Raw genomic sequence first — 19,995 nt, 5'->3', positions numbered from 1 at the left:
TTCGGCGCCGCCTAGCTCGCCACGCAACGCTGTCCCCGGGCTGGGCGCGACCTCCGCGATCCTGCCGGCGACCTGGAACGCGCTGCTGAACCCCGCGCACCCGGCGATGGGTGGGTGCGCGGGGTCAGGAAGTTGCCGTTGGAGTGGGATCGGTGGTTGTTTCGGTCACACTCAATACACTCCGCGATCCCGACTCGGAGTATCAATCGCTGGTTGGCCTGCCGCCCTCGGCTCGCACCGGCGGCGCTATCAAGGCTGGCAGTCGTTCGCTTCTCCCGCCACGTTTGTGTGCCGGCACGGAGGCTGCTGCATTGTCAAACGCATCCGCAAAAACGGTATCGGTGCAAGCTGAATACCAGGGACTGACGTCGGTCACGGCATCCCAATTCGCGCTGTCGACGTGGTCGAGGTCGTTCGGACAGAGCGAGCCTCGCCGCAGCGAAGCCGGCGTGGCTGGCGGAGTACCAGTGAATGCGTTTCCGGCAAGCCAGAGTTCGCTCAGACTCGGCAGTGCGTCGATGCTGGGGATAGGCCCCGACAACCTGTTGTATTCCACGTCCAATTCATACAGCGCCGTTGGCAACGACTGCGGCAGGCTTCCCTCCAGTTGATTGCCGGATACCAGCACCCCGACGTACGGCCCGACTGTATTGTTAGCTCCGGTGAGCACGGACAAGTCCGGTATTGTGCCGGTCAGCAAGTTGTTGCGCACGTCGAAACTCACGATGCCGGAGATGGGGGAGAAATCCGCGATTGGCCCGGTGAAAAGATTGCCCCGCGCGCCGAAATACTGGATTTGCGGCGGAAGTGCGGGAAGCCATCCAGAGAATCGGTTATTCGAAAGTTGCACATTCCATAGCAACGGAAGTTCGGATAGGTCTTCGACGCCACCATTGAGTTGATTGCCGTCGAGCACAATCTGCTGAATGCCTGGCATGCCGGAGAAATCAGGGAGTGTGCCGTAGAGGTTTGCGTTTTCGGCGTACAAGTACATCAACGCAGGGGCGCGAATGCTAACTAGCTTCGCGGGAAGCTCATTGTCGCTCAGGTCCAGAATGGAGAGGCCGTCGGAATCCACGGAAACATCGCCGGTAATTTTGTTGTGATCGGCCTGTAGCTGAAGACCGTACGGCGAGGCGGTGCCGGCAGCTCCGAACGCAAGCGGCAACGCGGTAAAGCTATTCTCCGGGACGTATAGATATTGCAGGTCTTTAAGATTGGAAATATCTGGCATCGGGCCAAAGAATGAATTTTTGGATGCGGTGATTGACACTAGGCCGGTCGCGCCTGAGATGCTGGACATGTCGTCCAGGTAATTGCCGTCCAAAACGAGGACTTTGAGGCTCTCCGGCAACGCAGGGAGCGAGCCGCTGAACCAGTTTTCGGAAGCAAGGAATTCGACGAGCGCCGTCAGTCCGGAAAGCGGTGGGATCTGGCCGGAAAAGGCGTTGAATCGCACATCGAACGTCGTCAGCTCAGTGAGTGCCGACAGGTCGGGCACAGATCCGTACAGAAAGTTCCCCTGCAACAGGATTCCCTTCAAACTTCGGGCATTGGCGAGCCAAGACGGAAAGACACCCGATAGCCGGTTATAGCCGAGATAGAGCACTTGCAGCGAAGAAAGCGATGAGTAGTCTGGAATTTGACCTGTCAATCCACACGCGCAAAGGCTCAGCTCCTCAAGCGAAGCAGGGAGCTCCGAAGCGGCAGGCGCCACAGTTAGGGTGCCGTTTTGTATACCCAATCCATAGAGCTGGGTCAGTTCTGTTAGCGCCGGCAACGTTCCGCTAACTCCGCTGGCTGATGTGCATTGGCGAGATTGCCCAACCAAGGAGACATAACGCACATTGGGGCCGTCTTCGTGCACTCTAAGATCGAGACTGCAGTAGACGCCGTCCCAGAAGCACTCTGTCCCCGGTGGGCCGTTCCAGCCTCCCTGATTGGTCCAGTTCGGCCCGTCCAAGGCTTGGTAGATTTGCAATAGCGCCTGCCGCTCGCTGTCGGGAATGGCCGCCTTTACAGGCATCACCAGCAACACGCCGAACAGTAGGGTCAAGCCGAACCATTCGCAGAGATTCCAAGCTCGGAGTCTTGCGGCGAGGTCGCGCCAGGAAAGTCCACACGTTTGCGTGGAGCCGTTGCTGCGTTGCGCAACGGCTATCGTCATTGTCGCCATGTACTGCACCCCTCTTCATTGTATGAATGAGCGCCGGTGCAAGCCGTAGGCTCTGATCTACCGTGCGCGGGGCATATCTCCGTAGAACGGTAAGGAAAGATGACATCATCTCGACGAGCTTGGACTTAGTTTCCGGCGACACAGGTGCGCCGTCATTCAGTAGAAGCTGGTCAGGCCGGAATAGTGATGTCGATTGCGGGTGACGCCGGCTGATGCGTCGAGCTGTATCTCGGCCCGCTCGCGGGCACCGACTTCCACAGCGGGGCCTGCCAGCTCACGATTGGCATGGTCGATCAGCAAATCGACCTGCCGCACTTGCAGTTTGCCAGCGCTGCCGAGCGCGCGAACAAGATCGTCGCGCTTGACTTGCAAGGCATTCAGCAACGAGCGCTCTCTTGTCACTAGCGCCCGCGCCCAGAGGCGATGTATTTCACTACGCAGGGTTCCGGGCGCGTCCGCTCCCTGGCTGGCGAGGTATTGAGCCACAGCCTCGTCGAAGTACGTTTCCGCACCGTCATAGTCGCCCTGCAACAGCCGGCATCGGCCAAGGCTGTCGGCCAGATTGGCGCGCAAGGGATCAGCCGCTTCGCCATACTTCGCGGAGACCTCCGCCAACGTCTGCTGCAGCTGTGCCTGGGCTGCCGCGACCTGACCATCCTGCAGCAGCGCTTCGCCGAGCAGCCATTGCAGAGACTGGACCTTCGGTTCGGAGGGTCGGATTCCTTCCTGCAACAGTTTCAGCGCTTGCTTCGCGTCACCTTCGAACAGTGCCAACCTCGCGCGGACCTGCAAGAGCGATTGGCGCGTGATCGGATTCAAGAAGTCCGTTCGAGCATCGACGAAAACGTCCAGCGCCTTGATGATCTCGTCGGCCTTCGACCCATCGCCATTGGACAGATACGCCATCGCGAGCGCCAATCGCGCGTCGATGCTGCGGTCGTGCGACTTGCCGAGCAGCGCGTCGAACCGGCCGACCAAAGGCTCCAAGATTCCGATCGCCGTCTTCGCGTCGCCCAGCAAAGCCGAATGGACCTGGGCGATGCTCTTCTGCAACATCAGTGCATCGAGCTTGTCGGCATGTGGATCCGAAGCGACGGCGGCTTGTTGCTGGCGGAGCCAATCCAGCGACTGGCGCGCATCCATTTTCAGGTAGGCGATATGCGCCAGCCCGTTGAGCGTCGCCGCGAGGTCCTGCCCCTCGCTCACACTCGCTTCGCGATAGTCCGCCAGCGACGCACGCAAATCCGCCTCTGCCGCATCGAGACCATCGGGCACCATCTTCGCGTCGCCGCGATAGAACAGCAGCACGCCCCGCCAGCGACGGCTGGGATCGAATGTCGCCGTCGCCAGCGGTAGTGTGCGATCGACGAGGTCGACGATCTCCTGGCTGCGACCGGCCTCGCGCAAGGCATTGGAGAGGATTTCGACACTGCGCAGGTAGTCGATGGGATGCTGGCTTTGCAATGGCCGCAGTTCGCGCTCGGCTCGTTCCGCAGCCGCCAATGCATCCGCCCGCCGCCCCAGGCTCGCGAATACGGATGCGATTTCGGTCGAAAGCACGCCTTGCACCGGTGCGTCCAACTCGCCGTTCTGGCCGAGCTTCGCGCCCGCACGCCGCAGCAACTCGCTCGCATCCAACGTCGCCCCATCGGTCGAGTTCGGGTCTGCTTCGCGAAACACGTCGCGCAGGAAGCCCAGCAACGTCTCCGCACGCTGCCGCTGCTGCTCGGTCTGCTCACGCTGCCGATGCTCGGTGCGCGCGCGGTCGACGGCGACGAGGGTCGCGGCGATGAGGCCGAGACCGAGCGAGACGATCGCCGCCACGGCAATCGCATGACGCCGCACCAGCTTGCGCAAGCGATAGGCGAACGAACCGCGATGCGCCGCGACCGGCAGGCCGGCGGCCCAGCGTTCGAGGTCGTCGGCCAGCGCCTGCGCCGTGTCGTAGCGTTCGTGCGGCTCGTCGGCGGTGGCCTTGGCAATTACGCGCGCGAGGTCGCCTTTGGATGCCTTGCGCAGCTTGTCGAGGCTCAAACCGCGATGTCGCGCGATGCGCTCGGCTTCGGCTCGGTCGCGCAATACCAAAGCCGCCAATGCATGATCCGGCCGCGGCAACGCCACCGCGCCGCGACCGGCGGCCTCCCGCGCCTTGTGTGCCGGAATGCCGCATGCCAGTTCGTACAGCACCAGGCCGAGTTGATGGATGTCGCTGGCGGTCGTCGCGGTCTCGCCGCGCAGCTGCTCCGGCGAGGCGTAGGCCGGTGTCATCGCGAAGGTCTGCGTTTCCTGCACGTCGGTCGCGTCGAGGAATTTCGCGATGCCGAAGTCGAGCAGGCGCGGCGCGCCCTCGGTGTCGACCAGGATGTTCGACGGCTTCAGGTCGCGATGCAGGATCAGGTTCTTGTGTGCGAACTGCACGGCGCGCGCGACCTGCGCGAGCAGGCGTGCCCTGGCCTGCAATCCGAGCGCGAGTCGGTCGCAGGCGACGACGACCGACTCGCCTTCGACGTAGTCCATTGCGAACCACGGCCGCCCGTTCGCCATCACGCCCGCGTCGATCAGGCTGGCGATGTGCGGATGGTTCAACCGTCCCAGGATCTGTCGCTCGCGGCGTGCGCGCGCTGCCGGCAATGCGCCGCGCACGAGCTTGACGGCGACCTGCTGCTGCACGTCGTCCGCGCGCTCGGCCAGGTACACCTCGCCCATGCCGCCGGTGCCGAGCCGGCGCAGCACGCGGAAGCGCCCACCGATCAGCCGTCCGGTCGCGTCGTCCTCGTCGTCGCCTTCGCTCTCGGCGTCGGCGATCATCGCTCGCATCGTCGCGGCCAGCTTGGGGTCGTCGCGCGCCAACTCGCCGATCCGCGCCTCGCGTTCGGCCGGCGCCAGTTCGAGCAGCCCCCGGAACAGGGAGTACGCGTGCCGGTCCCGCGCCAGCACCGATTGCTCCATCAGGGTTCCAGCTCGGCGCGCAGCCAGTTCTTGACGAATGCCCAATCGCGATACACGGTGCGCTTGTCCACCTCGAGCACTGCCGCGACCTCCGACACCGTGAAGCCGACGAAGTAGCGCAGCTCGACGACGCGCGCGAGGCGCGGTTCCAACTGCTCCAGCCGGTCGAGCGCGCTGTCCAGCGCACCAATGTCGGTCGCTTCGGGGATCGGCAGGTCCATCGCCTCGACCCAATCGGCGCGACGCCAGTCGCCGCCGTGCTTTTCGGCCGCGTCACGACGCGCGCGGTCGATCAGCATGCGCCGCATCATGCCGCCGGCGACGTTGAAGAGGTGCGCACCGTTGTCGATGCGCAGGCCGTTCGCCTCGACCAGGCGCAGGAAGACGTCGTGCACCAGCGCAGTCGGCTGGAGGGTGTCCTGCCGCGGCCCATCGGCCAGCCTGCGCGCGGCGATGGCGCGCAGGTCGGCGTAGACCAAGGGCAGCAACCGATCGAGCGCAGCCGGGTCGCCGGACTGCCAGGCTTGAATCAGGCGGGTTGCTTGATCGTTGCTTTCGGCGGCTGCCACAGCGTGACATCGGCTCTTCCGGGCGACCGAATCAGTATAGGGCAGCGCCGCTATCGTCCCGCAGGAACTGACCTATTCCCCGGCTGTACCAGGCGAAGTCGAGCAGGAGTGCCGCCTGATTGGCTCTCCCCGTGAACTCCCACTTCCGGACCTTTCTTCAACGCGCCTCGCCGGCACCGCCGAGCGACTGCAACTTGGCCACCATCTGATCCGGCGGCAGATAGCCGATGATCTTGGTGCCGTCGGCGGTGAAGATCGTCGGCGTGCGGTCGACGCCGATGTCGGTGCCGAGCTTGAACTGGTCGGCGACCGGGTTGTCGCATTTCATCGGTGCCGGATCCTTGCCGGTCTTGGCCGCGGTGAACGCGGCCTTGCGATCCTTCGCGCACCAGACCGAAACGGCCTTGTCGTAGGACGGCGTGTTGAGGCCGCTGCGCGGGAAGAACAGGTAGTCGACCTCGATGCCGCGCTGGTTGTATTCGGCGATCTGCGAATGCAGCTTGCGGCAGTAGCCGCAGTCGAGATCGGTGAACACGGTCATCGTGTACTTCGCCTTGCCGCCGGCGGCCGGGAACACGATGCGCTGGCCGGCCGGCGCCGCGTCGAGCCTGGTCTTGCTCCGCTCGGCGACGCGCGCGACGGTCAGGTCGCGACGGTTGCGGGTGTCGTGCAGCGAGCCCTGCATCAGGTACAGGCCGTCATCGCTGACGTAGACCATCTGACTGCCGACGATAAGCTGGCGGTAGCCGGGCATCGGCGCCGCCTCCACCGTGTCGATCGACGCCTGTGGGACCAGCGCCTGCAACGCCTTGCGTGCGGCGACGTCGGGCGTCGCGTCGACAGGCTGTGCTTGCGGCGGGGCATTCGCCGCGGAGTTCTGCACCCGTCGATCGAGTTCCGCGGCGAGCTGGTCCGGCGACTGCGCGATCTGGATCGGAATCTGCGAGCCGTCCGCGGCAAGGATCGTCGGGGTGCCGTTGATGCCGAGCGACTGCGCCAGCCGGGTCAGCTCGGCCACCGGATTGGGGCAGGTCGCCTTGCCCGGATCCTGCCCGCCCATCGCGGCGGTGAACGCGGCCGGGCGATCCTTCGCGCACCACACCGCCTCGGCCTTCTCGTCCGCGCTGGGATGGATGACGAGCGCGTTGAACAGATACTCGACCGCGATGCCCTTCGCGTTGTACGCCGCGATCTGCTGATGGAAGCGGCGACAGAACGGGCAATCGATGTCGGTGAACACCGTCACGGCGTGCCTGGTCTGCGCCGGCGCCGGCGGCGCGAATACGATGCGCTTGTCCGGCCCGATCTTGTCCAGCGCGCTCTTGTTCGCCCTGGCGCGCGACTTCGCGGTCAGGTCGCGCTTGCCGGCGACGTCGTAGGCGTTGCCGTCGAGGAGGTAGCGGCCGTCCTTGCTGACGTAGAAGAACTGGCCGCCGGCCATCGCCTCGTAAAAGCCCGGAAGAGGCGACTCCTGCACCGCGCCGACCTCGAGCTTCGGCATCAGCGTACCGATCGCCTGCGTGGCGACCTCCTGCGGCGTGGCGGCGATGGCCGTGACGGCCGTGAGGAGGCCGAGAATCGACAGCGGAAGGCGCATGAGAATCCCCTTTGGTCCCGGTGGCGGCTGGGGCGAGATCCATCGTGGGCGATGGAGCCTGGGCCGGGTTGGCGAACCCCTGTGAAAGCGATACGACCGTGGCTGGGGCGGGTGGTTCCCATACTTCGCAGGGACGGGACTTGGGACGCGGCTGGGTTGTCCTACGTCATTCCGAATGCTGGGTGCACGGCAACATCCCTGCTGCCGTGCACGAACTGCGATGCAGCGCAAACCTATCGCTGATCCTCGTATTCCTCGAAGCTCGTCCGGAAGATCAAGCCATCCGCACAATCGCGATACCAGGGTGCGATGCCGGTTGCCGCGTCCCAGTCGGCGCTGGGCACCGGATTCAAACTGTTTGGACAAAGCCGTGAATAGCCTGCGGCCCAGTTCGGCGGCAGATCAGGTGGGTCGCCCGTGAAAGCGTTGTAGCCGGCCACCAGACTATGAAGCGGCAACGCTGCGAGCGACGGGATCGGACCGTCGAATTGGTTATGTGAGATCAAAACCGTTTTTAGCAGCGGAGGACCAGAGAAATCCGGAAATGAACCACTCAGCTCATTAAAGCTTGCATTGTAATATCCAAGACTGAACAAATCCGCCTCGAATGGTGGAATTTGCCCTGATAACTTATTCCCTTCCAGACTAACCGCCTCCAAACTCCAGTTGCCGCTAAATCTTGGCGGCGTACCTGTTAGAGAGTTATGAGAAACATCGAATTGTCGCAACCCAGCCAACCCCACCACTGATGATATTGCTCCGCTTAGATTGTTCGTATGTACGTCGAATATAATCAGCCCCTCAAGATGAGAAATACTACGAGGCATTTCTCCGGATAATTGATTATTGTATGCACATATGTATTGAATAAACTTGTTGTTTTCGAACGACGGCAAACTTCCTGTCAACTCATTAATCGAAACATCAAAAGTATTAAATAGTGGATTAGCATCCAAGGATGGAATACTTCCTGAGAGGGCATTGTTGCGCAAATTAAGTATTTGCAGCCTGGGTAGCTGAGAAAGTGACGGAATGACCCCTGACAAATGATTGTCTGCTGCATGGAAGGCGCGCAAAGCAGGATAGCTGTCGAAATCTGGTAATTGACCAGAAAGGGAGTTCTCGCGCACATCATACGAAATGATACTTGGTCCCGCAAATGGCGTAGGAATAGCGCCGGAAAATCGATTGTTTTCCAGTGAAATTACTCTCATGTTGGAGATTTTTTTTGCAACTGGCAAAGTACCCGACAATTGATTCGAGTACGCTTCTAGTTGCCAAAAATTGGGTCGGGCGGAGTAGTCAGGCACTGAGCCTGTGAGGCTGTTTCTACCAACGATCAGCCAAGTCAGAGAGTCAGGAATTGATTCCGCCGAGGGAAGGGAGCCGGATAGCATGTGCCCGGCCACGTGAAAATATTTCAGTGAGCCCATTGTGGAAAGATTGGGAATAGGTCCGGAAATTCTTCCAGTGCTGGTATAGTCATTTTGCATGAATGAGATAACCTGCACTTCCGATAGCCCGGAAAGATCGGGGATCTGACCACCCATATTTATATCGTTCAATTGGATACCGGAAATATGGGTCTGACCGTCATTGCAATGGACTCCGTACCAGCCGCACTCGCTGCCCGGAGATCCCATCCAACCATCGCTTTGGGACCAGTTGGGGCCGTCCATGGAGTTATAGATGCTGATCAGCACCTGCCGCTCGCTGTCCGGAATCGCCGCGTGTATTTGTCGACCTAAAAGAGCAACTGACAGCAGGAGCGCTGCGAGCACTAGCCGGACGGCCGCATTACCGACGCGGCATCCGCCGACGTCGTTCCCTCTCATCGATGCTTTCATATTCTTGATCTACCCCAAGCTGGAAGTTCGCGAAACGGCGAACGATGCGTAGCGCAGCCGCAGCAGCGCGCATCATTCCCAGCGTATTGCGCAAATCCGAGCGCAAACCCTGACACGAAAGTTTCCGCTTCTGCCGGCGCCCCCTGGGGCTCGCCGTCCGTCGGCGATCAGTTGAAGCCCGACAGTCCCACGATCTGCCGCCCATTGGTTACCCCCATGAATGCGTTCAGGGCTGTCCGGATCTGCGCTCGACGCGAGCCGTCGAGGCCGGGCTGGCTCAGGGAGCGCGCGAGGTCGTCGATCAGCAGATCGAGCTGCCACACCTGCAACCTCTCCGCCCCACCCAGAACTTTCACAAGGCGCTCGCGCGCGGCACGCAAGCGATCCAGATCATCCGTCGTTCGGGAGACGAGGAACGCAGCCCACAACCGGTGAATCTCGCTGCGCACCGTGGTCGGTTTGTCGGCACCCTGGGTCGCGCGGAATTGTTCGACGGCGCGCTGGAACCAATCCTGCGCCGCGGTTAGATCGCCGCGCATCAGGGCGCAGCGCCCCAGGCTGTCCTCGATGCGGCCGAGCGCAGGATCGGGGGTGCTGCCGACGATGCGGCGAACGCCTTGATAGGCGCGGTCGAGCATCGTTTGCGCAGCATCGAACTGACGAGCCTGCAACAGCGCTTCACCGAGCAGCCAATCCTGCCAGTGGCCTTGGGCCGCCGGTTCCTTCTCCGTCATGCGCAGCAGGCGCAAGGCTTTGGCCGGATCGTCGCGCTGCAAAGCCAGTCGCGCACCGACCTGCCGCCATTGCGCGGTGGTGACGACACTCGAAGCCGCCCCGCCGTTCACCGCCGCTTCCCCCGCACGCAGTTGCTCATCCGCGCGCGGCAGGTCGCCCGCATAAACATAGGCAAGCGCGAGCAGAGTCCGCGCGCCGACCGTGTCGCTGTGATCGGCGCCGAACAGCGCTTCAACGCGGGGAATCAACGGCTGCAATGCCACGATCGCCGCGTCGACGTCACCGAGCGACGTCAGGGTGATCTGCGCGATGTTCTGTTGCACGGCCAGCTCCCCGGCGAGATCCCGGTTCGGATTCGCCGCCATCGCATCCACCTGCCGCAGCAGCAGGTCCAGCGCGCCGTGACTGTCGCCGCGCTTGTAGTGCAGATGGGCGAGTTCGTTCAGCGTCATGACGTAGTCGTCACCGGAGCGGATGCCGGTCTCCTCGTAGTCGGCCAGCACCGCGGCCACATCGCGCTCGGCGGTATCGCGCTGTCCGAGTTGCGCCAGCGCGCGGCTGCGATGAATGGCCAGCTCCGTGCGAGAGGCCCGATCGCCAGCACTCTCGAGCGCCAATGCGCGCTGCGCCAGATCGACGGTGTCCTGATAGCGCCCCGCTTCGTACAACGTCATCGCCAGCACCTGCGCGCTGCGCAGGTAGTCGGCCGGATGCGCCTCGCGAAGCGGAGCCAGCTCGCGCTCGGCACGTTCCGCCGCCGCCAGCGCGGCCTCGCGATGACCGAGCCGGTGGAACACGTCGGCCACTTCCGTCAGCAGCACGGCACGCGTGGCCGCATCGAGATCGGTACGCGCATCCAGCTTCCGTGTCGCACGCTGCAGCAGTTCGCCGGCGTCCAATTTCGCGCCGCCGGTGTTGTTCGGTTCCGCTTCGTGGAACACATCGCGCATGAAGCCGAGCAGGGTTTCCGAACGCTGGCGCTGACGTTCGGCCAGTCCGCGCTGCTGGTCGGCCAGTTGCCGCTGCTGCTCTGCCTGCTCCCGCTGTACACGCTCGGTACGCGCGCGCTGGACAGCGACCAGGCTGGTCGCGACGAGGCCGAGGCTGAGCAAGACCACCGCGACAGCGGCCACGGCATGACGACGGACCAGCTTGCGCGCGCGATAGGCAAACGAGCCGCGATGCGCGGACACCGGCAGGCCGCGCGTCCAGCGGTCGAGGTCGTCGGCCAGTGCCTGTGCGGTGTCGTAGCGCTCGTGCGGCGCATCGGCGGTAGCCTTGCTGACGATGCGACCGAGGTCCCCGCGCAGTTGGCGTCGCAGCTTGTCGGCGGTGGCGGAGCGTTCGCCGGCGATGCGCGCAGCCGCGGCGGGTTCGCGCGCAGCGAGCGCGGCGAAGGTGTGGTCGAGGCGCGGCAGTCCCGTACCGTCGTGCCGCACGGGCATCGACTCGCGCGCCTTGCTCGCCGCCATGCCGCCGACCAGTTCGTAGAGCACCAGGCCGAGCTGATAGATGTCGCCCGCCGTGGTCGCCGTCTCGCCGCGCAATTGCTCCGGAGCGGCGTACGCCGGCGTCATCGCGAGCGTCTGCGTCTCGCGCGGATCGGTGGCGTCGAGCAGCTTGGCGATGCCGAAGTCGAGCAGCATCGGCGCGCCTTCCGCGCTGACCAGGATGTTCGACGGCTTCAGGTCGCGATGCAGCACGAGGTTCTTGTGCGCGAACTGCACCGCGCGGCAGACCTTGGCGAACAGGCGCACACGGGCGCGCAGATTCAACTGGCGACGATCGCACCACGCGGTGATGCGCTCGCCGTCGACATAGGCCATCGCGAACCACGGCTGACCGGAGTCGGTGACGCCGGCGTCGATCAGACCGGCGATGTTCGGATGGTTCAGCCGCGCCAGGATCTGCCGCTCGCGCCGCGCGCGTTCGGTCGGCACCGGCAGGTCGCTGCGCACGAGCTTGAGCGCGACCTTCTGCGCGACGTCGTCGACACGCTCTGCCAGATGCACCTCACCCATGCCGCCGGTGCCGAGACGGCACAGCAGGCGGAAGCGGCCGATGATGCGTTCCACCTCGCCGCCCGCACCGGAATGGCTTTCTTCGCTGCCGGCTTCGGCTTCTGCCAGCGGCCGTCGCAGCGCGGTCGCGAGTTCGGGATCGTCGCGCGCGATCTCGGCGAATGCGGCGGCGCGTTCGTCCGGAGGCAGCTCGAGCAGGCGGTAGTAGGCCTCGCGTTCGCGACGCCAGCGCGCGAGGGTGCGTTCGTCGATCACGACGCCGACCCGCGACGTCGATACGATTCGGCCATCGGCCCATCGCTGCTGCCGGACGCGACGGCATGGACGAGCATCGGCAGTACGTTCATGCGGCGCCTCCCCGTGCCGGGTGAGCGAATGCTACCGTCTACCGATCAGCTCGGAGTGGCCTATGGCCATATGCGCTTGCGAAACTGGCGCTGGTTCCCGGAATCCCGCGCGGATGGTTGCCTGGGTGTTTCGGCTTCGCGATTACTAGTGCCGGACTGATCAGCCGAACCGGTCCGGCCTGGCAAGTAGAGCGCTAGGGTTGATCCAACTATCAACCTCCTGCTCCGGCCAGAAGCGGAAAATCAACATTCAAGCTGAGCCGAGACCAAAGATCGAACAGCAGGCTTCCGTTGGCGGAGCGAGAGGCTATGGAAGCGCCCTTGCAATGCATGGAAGCGAGAACATCTATCCATAGAGTAGAGTGGTGCTCTGACGCGCCCAACAACATTGACGTTGCGAATTGAGCAAAGCGCTCCATCAGATTTCAGAGATTTTCTAGCAGCGAAACCATTATTTTTACTATATCTCTAGCTCCCTGAGATCATGAAACTTCGAAAAATAAAGCTGAAGAACGTCCGTAGCTTCCTTGAAGAGCAAATCTTCGAACTCGCTGAGGAGATTTCAATCATTATCGGGCCCAATGGAGGCGGTAAAACAAACCTTCTCGACACTGCTGTGTTGGCGCTTCGAATTCACCTTCTCAAGTCCTGGATTCCTCGCCACTCACCCGTTGAAGGGCAACAGGAGCGATTCGAATGGGCGCATAACGATGGCTTTTCTGCCAACCTACTTGAGAAGCATAGCGGCGCTGCGGCCGAAGAGCAGCGAATCGAACTCACTATCGAAGTCACTCCTACCGACGTCGAGAGCATGGCGCTTGCGAAGAAAGATGCCAGTACGCTGCAGGAGTTGGCTCGTCGTAAGTATGTGAACATTGCCATCGCTGACGCTGCGCACTGGCAGATTGATGAGGTTGTAGCTGGAAAGACCTACACGTATTCCATCGTTAATGGTCAGCTGATGCAAGGGGACCTAACGCCTGCGGAGCTAGCTTTCATGAGCTACCTGCAGAACTATGAGGTGCACAACCGTGTTCGAGAGGAATTCTCTGAACTGCCTTTATCAACTCCGATGATTTTCCTCCCCGTTACACGGTCATCTGGCGACATGTCTGCCAGCGTGGTCTTGGCAAACTTCAATGAGCAGAACTACAAGAGGACTGTTGATGCAGCCTCTTCACGGTCGTCAAGCGCCATAACAACGCTCGCAGTAGGCCGGATGGCTGAACGCTATCGCACTCTGCTTGAGAAGGCAGATGGGCAGACCAAGCAGAAATTCAAAGCGGACCCAGGCACTGCAAAGCTCACGGATACCCTCGACGCATTGGGTTATGGCTGGGACTTTGAATGCACGGACATAAAGACGAACCGGTACGAGATGATCCTTGACAAACAAGGCTCTAGATTCCGGCTTTCGGCTGCATCGTCGGGAGAGCGCGAGCTAATGACGTACTTGTTCGCCATCTACGCGCTAAACGTCAAGGATGCCCTCATAGTCATCGATGAGCCGGAGCTTCATCTGCACCCGCGTTGGCAGAAGATTCTCTTGGAACTCTTCGAGCGCCTCGCCAAAGACACTGGGAACCAATTCCTGATGGCGACACACTCCCCTGCATTTGCATCGCCGGCGACTATCAAGTACGTGTCACGAGTTTACTCCGAACAGCAGCGCAGCCGAATCGTTACCTTGAATGGTTCTGAGCAACTGCCTGGCGCCAAACACCTGTTCAACATCGTGAACAGCCAGAACAACGAGCGGGTGTTTTTCTCGGACTTGGTCGTTCTTGTTGAAGGCATATCGGACCGCATATTTTTCGAGGCCCTCTTCCGTCACTTTGGGAAGCATCAGAATTCTGGCCGAGTATTCGAAGTCATCAGCGTAGGCGGGAAGAACCTATTCAAGCAGTACGCCAATCTCCTCAACGCATTTAAGGTTCCACACGTAGTGATTGCCGATTTGGATTACGTTCGGGAGGTAGGAGATTCGTCACTGAAGGCGCTGTTCAAACCGTCCGCAAAGGCCCTTAAGGAAAAGGTTGTGGACGACCCGACGAGCGTCGATGCGGCCCGTCTCATCACGGAGATGGATAAGGCGCTCATGGCTGTTGACGTCACTGCATTGGCAGAACTTTGGGAGTACATAAAAGCTCGTCAGAGCCGACTGCGCGTCGACCTGCAACCAGAAGAGCGAGCGCAGCTTGAGGAATTCTTGAAAGCGAAGCGAGCTGAGCGAGTTTTTATTCTTTCATTGGGAGCGCTTGAGAGATACCTGCCGGCTGGGCATGCGGGCAAGGACCTTGAGAAGTTAATTGAATTGGTATCGGAGCCCGATTGGTGGGACGCGCTGCCTGGGTATGGCAAGGTTGAGTTGCAAACAATTTGCGAAGCAATTCCATTTTGACAGAGTAAAACCCGAGTCGTTCATCGAGCATCACCGCCAAACCGCTAGGAGGGCCTGATGTCGTCGAAAGAGGGCTGGAGCATCTCCAGGTAACTGCGGGGTGCACTACTCGTGAATCTGCCTATGGCTCGCGTCCAACATTATATTGATTGACCTCAGGCTCAAGAGATCGGCACGCTGAATATCCGCTCTGGGTTGCATCACGTCTTGGTTCTGGGCGTAGGAGAAACCTAACTGCCCCTTTCATCAAGAATTGGTCATGCCAAATCTTCACAGATCTCAGCCTTACGAACCTTGGAACAAGGGCAAGCTGATTGGCCAGAAGATCCCACTCCAGCTCAAAGACATCTGGGCCATCCGTATTTCGCTTCAACTCGGCCACAAGTTCCTAGACTTCGCCCTGTTCAATCTGGCGATCGACTCCAAGCTCCGCGCCTGCGACTCGATGAAGCTCCGGGCAGCCGATGTTTCTCATGGCGAGCAAATGGCTTCACGCGTTATGGTGATGCAACAGAAGACCGGCCGGCCAGTCCAGTTCGAAGTCACCCCGCCACTCGCGAGGCTGTGCATTCCTGGATCCTCTATGCCGGGCTCGAAGCATCAGGCTTCCTATTCACCGGCCGTGTATCGGAGTCGCCACATCTGTCGACCAGACAATATGCAAGGGTTGTCTACCGATGAGTAGAACGAGTCGTGCTCCTACAAGACACCCACACGATGCACAGGACCAAGGGCTCGCTGATCTACCGCCGAACACGGAACCTAACGGCAGCCCAACTGTTGCTTGGGCATATCACAGTGCGCTACCTGGGCATCGAGGTCGACGACGCCCTTGAGATCGCCGAGCAGACGGATGTATGAGTCCAAGAGGCATGCTCCTCAACCTAGGAAGATCGAGGGGCGGCTAAGAGCGGACTCAGCGCCGACAGTCCGGTCAATCGCCTGACGCCACCTCTGGGCATCTGGGTGACGGTGAGCAGGATCTAGAGCTGCGCATCAGTGCGAACCAGGAAGAGCGTCTTTCTAGCGGCGATACCTAAATCTCCAGCCAACTCATTCGGCAACCCAAGAAAACGCGCGATCGTGAACACCAGAACGGACCAGCACCGGAGGGTTGCCGCCTCGAGCTCCGCGCCGATGAACGCGCTGGATTGCAGCTTTGGGCTAAAGTGCGTGAGATAGTTCCGAGTCGCCTCGAGACGAGGGAGGAACTCGGCGAGAAATGACGAAGAGTCCCGCGGATTGTCTATCATCGGCATGAGTTTGTTGGCTGGCACCGCCTCGAACAGTGACTCGATGCGACTGCGAAACGACAGCGAATTGATACCACCGATTCGGCTGATCAGGGGTGCACTAGCCGCCGATAGCGAATCCGTTTGTTCCTTGTTCGCCCCTTCCCAGCAATTGGGAAAGTTCTGACCGAGCCATTTCACGAAACCTCGCCACGTGGAACGCGGGACATAGCCGTGTTCTCCCGGAAAGACCAGTCCGTGGAAGTGTTCGAGCGTTTGCGCGACGCGCGTGAAGACCGCCTGGGGCGAAGTGCCGTCAATGGTTAGTAGGTCGGAGATCGTATTTCTGATGACGGACAGCTTGTCCGCGTTCTCCAGCCACGCGCAAAGAAGCGCTTCAAATTGAGCGCCAATTTTGGCGTGAGTCGAGTAGAAGTAGTGTGGATCGAGGCGCACCAGAATCGGAACGGCGACATGTGGAAAAATATGCACGCCTCGCTTAAAGAACTCTTCGCCCGCGAATGCTTGAAGCTCCAACGTATAGACGCCGGTTCCAACCAGGAAGATGAAGAGGTCGCGAACGAGGGAGGCGAGTGCGAGATGCCATTCTAGTGTCTGCGGCTCCTCGGGGACGATGTCCAACCGGTATTGATGGGCGAACTCGAGCCTCCCTGAATCGGGACCGTAAGGCATCGTGCGAACGCAGAAGATGTTTAACTTGAACGGTTGATCTCGAAAGGTGCTCCATGCCTCCTGCTTCGCGGGACAAAAGTGGACATGGCAATCATGGGGTTCCTCCTTTTGGTATTCGAGTTGAACCGGTTGCTCGAACCAGTCATTGAGATGGGAGAACGTGATCGCGATCCCACGAAAGCGATCGGGCGCCTGGGGATCGAGGCCAAAGAGGAATTGCCGCGCGTACAACCTGGTCCGGAATCTTTCCTCCTCACCGAAGAAGGTCTCGACACCACCCCAGACACCTCGAAGGACGCATGGCGCGCCATTGAACAGGCGACCATGTATCTCCGGAACATCGATGTGATTCGAGTAGGGATCGTCCGGCGAGAGATTGCCGTCCAACATCAAACTCGTGGCGCCGCCGGGTTCATACCGCAGTTTCCCCCAAACTACCTTGGCGTCCGCTCCCGGTAGCCAAAAGTGGCCCGTGCTCTTGAACTCTTTCATCAGCACGTGGTTCGCGAGCGCGGGCGGCGCTCGACGGAACGAGCTCGTGAATCCCGCCAACTCCGTGGAGAAACTCATGTGCATGTCGGTAGGGCCTCTGCGGCAATTGATCGCGGTGTCGTCCCGTGCCAAAGACTATCCGTGAATTGCTGCGCGCGGTGCAGCGACTGATCACCCAGGTACGTTATGTCCGCTTCGGGTGGAGAGCAGCCATCCACCAGATTGCGAAGAACCCGGTCATGAAGTCCTTCAGGACAAGGGCATTCCGGCCCAACTGCAGTGTCGTTCCCGATCAGGCCTCCAGCTCCCGCTGTAACCACGACTTAGCCAGCGCCCAATCGCGGTAAACCGTACGCTCATCAACTTCAAGCACAGCAGCAACCTGCGGCACGCTCAAACCCACGAAGTAGCGTAGTTCTACAATGCGTGCGAGGCGCGGGTCGATCTTCTCCAACCCTTCGATGGCCGAGTCGAGCAGGCCGAGGCGCGTGTTCTCCGGAATCGGCAGCCCCATCGCCTCGATCAGGTCGACGCGTTGCCATTCGCCGCCGCGCTTGCCCGCACCCGCTTGACGCGCGCGGTCGACGAGGATGTTTCGCATGATGCGGCCGGCGACGTGGAAGAGATGCGCACTGCTGGCGATGTCCAGGCGCTCCGCGCCCGCCATGCGCAGGAAGACGTCGTGTACCAACGCGGTCGGCTGCAAGGTGCCCGGGCCGTTCTCCTCGCCGGCGAGGCGATAGGCGGCCATCGCGCGCAGGTCGGCGTAGACGAGCGGCAGCAATCTTTCCAGCGCTTCCGGATCGCCGGACTGCCACGATTGGATCAGTCGCGTGACCTCGTCGTTGCTTGCGCTCACTGAACGGTGCCGACCCCGAGAACGATCCATCCAGTGTATGCGATCGGCCCGTGCCTCGGCTCGGGTGGAAATCGACTCGACGACGTTCGGCCGCTGTCGACTGACTCGATCGCACCGCGCAGCGCGAGAGCTTCCAGCGCGGGATCGATCGGTGCTGACTCCAATCGCCGTTCTTGAGGAAAGGATGGATAGACGGCCAAACGCAATGCCGTCGAGGCGCCGTGCTTTGCATGGAGTTCGCCATCGGGGAGAGCATCTGTGATGCTGACTCCGTTGCTTCCGTGAACCGCAGGCGCCCGCGCCGCGTCCGCGGACACTTCGCGACGGGGCTCGTGCGTAAGAATCCATGCGGCATCGGGCGAATCGCGCTTGGTACGCTACTTGCTGCCTGGGATCGTCATCATTCGCCCGAGAGGTCGCTGTGCTTCGCTCTTTCGTACTCGCAACGTCTTTGCTCGGCCTCGTGTCGGCTTCCGCTCTCGCCGACTCGCTCGACCCGGATCAGATCCGCCGAATAGACGCAGACGTCGCGTCGATACTTCATCGCACCAAGGCGCCCAGCGCGGTAATCGCCGTCGTCCGGAACGGTCGGGTCGTGTTCTGTAAAGCCTATGGATTTCGTGACGACGAGCGCCGGCTCACTGCCGACGTCGGCTCGCTCTATGAAATCGGCTCGATCACCAAGCAGTTCACCGCGGCCGCAATCCTGCAACTGCGCGACGCCGGCAAGCTCGCTCTCGACGACAAGCTGTCGAACTACCTGCCCGATGCGCCGCACGCCGGTGAGGTGACGTTGCGGCAGCTGCTTTCGCACACGAGCGGGCTGCCGGAATACCTCGACGGACCGGATATCGAACAGGAAGCGACCCAGCCGACCACGTTTGCGCAGCTGATGGCGCGCATCGCGGGGAAGCCGCTAGTGTTCGCGCCCGGCAGCAAGATGGCCTACAACAACACCGGCTACATCCTTCTGGGCCGCGTCGTCGAGGTGGTTTCGCGTCGGAGCTACCGCGACTACGTCCGCACGCACCTGCTCGACCGCGCCGGGATGAAGCGAACCTTCACCGTCGCCGACGAATCGCGGCTCGTCGACATGGCGGTCGGCTATCGGGTCAAGCAGGGCACCCTTCAACGCGCGCCGACGATCCACGACAGCTTCGGCTGGTTGGCCGGAAATCTGGTTTCGACGGTGGACGATCTGGCGAGCTGGAGCACGGCGCTGGCGCGAGGGAAGATCGTCGGCAAGAAAAGCTACGCGGAAATGACCACGCCGGCGACGGTTTCCGAGGGGACGAGCGACTACGGGCTCGGGCTGTTCGTCGACTCCGTTCGAGACCAGAAGCGCATCGGCCATACCGGCGGGTCGTTCGGCTTCACGACGGCGGACGAATTCTTCCCCAAGCAGAATCTGCGCATCATCGCCTTCACCAATGTCAGCGCCGATCCCGAGCCGGGGGAAATGATCACCAACGCCGTCTTCGACGATCTCTTCCCCGAGATCGCCGCCGCCGCGCGCGAGGCCGCGGATGGCGAAAGTCCGGAGATCACCACGCAGGCCAGGGCGCTCTTCGAAGAGCTGCAGCGTGGCCACGGCCAGTACTCCACGCTGGGGAGCAAGCTGGCCGCGAAGATGAAAAGCGGGCTGGCGGAACGTCTCGCCGACCGGTTTTCCCCATTCGGATCACCGACGCGCTTCATCTACAAGGGCGCGCGCTCGGAAGGCAATCTTCACTGGCACGACTATCTGATCGAGTTCGGACCGGGCAGCCAGCTCAAGTTCTCCGTCGGCCTCGACGAAGCGGCGAAGATCGCTTCGATTTCCTACGGGTAGGCGCGGCAGAGAAGCGCGCCGCGGGTGATGTCCAGGCGCTCTGCGCCTGCCATACGGAGGAAGACGTCGTGCACCAGCGCGGTCGGCTGCGAGGTGCCGGGGCCGTTCTCTTCGCCTGCGAGGCGGTAGGCGGCCATCGCACGGAGGTCGGCATAGACCAAAGGCAGCAGGCGACTCAGCGCGTCGACATCGCCTGCCTGCCAGGCCTGGATCAGGCTTGTAGCCTCATCGCTCTTCGCTGGCACT

Annotated in this window: 12 protein-coding genes; 3 read left to right on the top strand and 9 right to left on the bottom strand. The window is 61.5% G+C overall.

Features of this window, described 5'->3' with window-relative positions; translation table 11 throughout:
- Positions 1-202 precede the first annotated feature (202 nt).
- The 6 genes from J7520_RS02190 to J7520_RS02165 all read right to left on the bottom strand — a co-directional run bounded on the left by J7520_RS02190 (position 203) and on the right by J7520_RS02165 (position 11,894).
- Positions 203-2,056, bottom strand: coding sequence for a hypothetical protein (locus tag J7520_RS02190; protein ID WP_291183315.1), 1,854 nt, complete (start codon positions 2,054-2,056; stop codon positions 203-205).
- Positions 2,057-2,332: 276 nt separating this feature from the next.
- Entirely contained in the window at positions 2,333-5,125 is a 2,793-nt protein-coding gene (locus J7520_RS02185) for a serine/threonine-protein kinase (RefSeq protein WP_291183313.1), read from the bottom strand.
- Entirely contained in the window at positions 5,125-5,694 is a 570-nt protein-coding gene (locus J7520_RS02180; protein WP_291183311.1) for an ECF-type sigma factor, read from the bottom strand. The genes J7520_RS02185 and J7520_RS02180 overlap by 1 nt, the downstream gene beginning before the upstream one ends.
- A 157-nt stretch (positions 5,695-5,851) precedes the next feature.
- Entirely contained in the window at positions 5,852-7,291 is a 1,440-nt protein-coding gene (locus tag J7520_RS02175) for a DsbC family protein (RefSeq protein ID WP_291183309.1), read from the bottom strand.
- Between the two features lie 233 nt (positions 7,292-7,524).
- The gene (locus tag J7520_RS02170) at positions 7,525-9,138 is read right to left on the bottom strand and encodes a hypothetical protein (protein WP_291183307.1); all 1,614 of its coding nucleotides are present in this window, start codon (positions 9,136-9,138) and stop codon (positions 7,525-7,527) included.
- Positions 9,139-9,305: 167 nt separating this feature from the next.
- Positions 9,306-11,894, bottom strand: coding sequence for a serine/threonine-protein kinase (locus J7520_RS02165; RefSeq protein WP_291184869.1), 2,589 nt, complete (start codon positions 11,892-11,894; stop codon positions 9,306-9,308).
- A gap of 831 nt (positions 11,895-12,725) precedes the next feature.
- On the opposite strand from J7520_RS02165, the gene J7520_RS02160 reads away from it, so the two are divergent.
- Together J7520_RS02160 and J7520_RS02155 are read left to right on the top strand one after the other, a co-directional pair.
- Positions 12,726-14,642 carry an AAA family ATPase gene (locus tag J7520_RS02160; protein WP_291183305.1) on the top strand — a complete coding sequence of 639 codons (1,917 nt, stop codon included), beginning with the start codon at positions 12,726-12,728 and terminating at the stop codon, positions 14,640-14,642.
- A 259-nt stretch (positions 14,643-14,901) separates the two neighbouring features.
- Positions 14,902-15,327, top strand: coding sequence for a hypothetical protein (locus tag J7520_RS02155; protein WP_291183303.1), 426 nt, complete (start codon positions 14,902-14,904; stop codon positions 15,325-15,327).
- A 298-nt stretch (positions 15,328-15,625) separates the two neighbouring features.
- Here J7520_RS02155 and J7520_RS02150 read toward each other — a convergent pair whose 3' ends face one another.
- Positions 15,626-17,137 carry a HEPN domain-containing protein gene (locus J7520_RS02150; RefSeq protein ID WP_291183302.1) on the bottom strand — a complete coding sequence of 504 codons (1,512 nt, stop codon included), beginning with the start codon at positions 17,135-17,137 and terminating at the stop codon, positions 15,626-15,628.
- A 214-nt stretch (positions 17,138-17,351) separates the two neighbouring features.
- Positions 17,352-17,918, bottom strand: a complete 567-nt coding sequence (locus tag J7520_RS02145) for an ECF-type sigma factor (protein WP_291183300.1) — start codon at positions 17,916-17,918, stop codon at positions 17,352-17,354.
- 451 nt (positions 17,919-18,369) lie between these two features.
- Between J7520_RS02145 and J7520_RS02140 the strand changes: the two genes are divergently transcribed.
- Positions 18,370-19,749, top strand: coding sequence for a serine hydrolase domain-containing protein (locus J7520_RS02140; RefSeq protein WP_291183298.1), 1,380 nt, complete (start codon positions 18,370-18,372; stop codon positions 19,747-19,749).
- Here J7520_RS02140 and J7520_RS02135 read toward each other — a convergent pair.
- Positions 19,740-19,994 carry an ECF-type sigma factor gene (locus J7520_RS02135; RefSeq protein ID WP_291183296.1) on the bottom strand — a complete coding sequence of 85 codons (255 nt, stop codon included), beginning with the start codon at positions 19,992-19,994 and terminating at the stop codon, positions 19,740-19,742. The two genes, J7520_RS02140 and J7520_RS02135, sit on opposite strands and share 10 nt — an antisense overlap.
- Between the last annotated feature and the right edge of the window lies 1 nt (position 19,995).

The organism is Dokdonella sp. (genome assembly GCF_017744955.1).
Classification (GTDB): domain Bacteria; phylum Pseudomonadota; class Gammaproteobacteria; order Xanthomonadales; family Rhodanobacteraceae; genus Dokdonella_A.
This window is presented reverse-complemented; position numbering and strand designations above follow the sequence as displayed.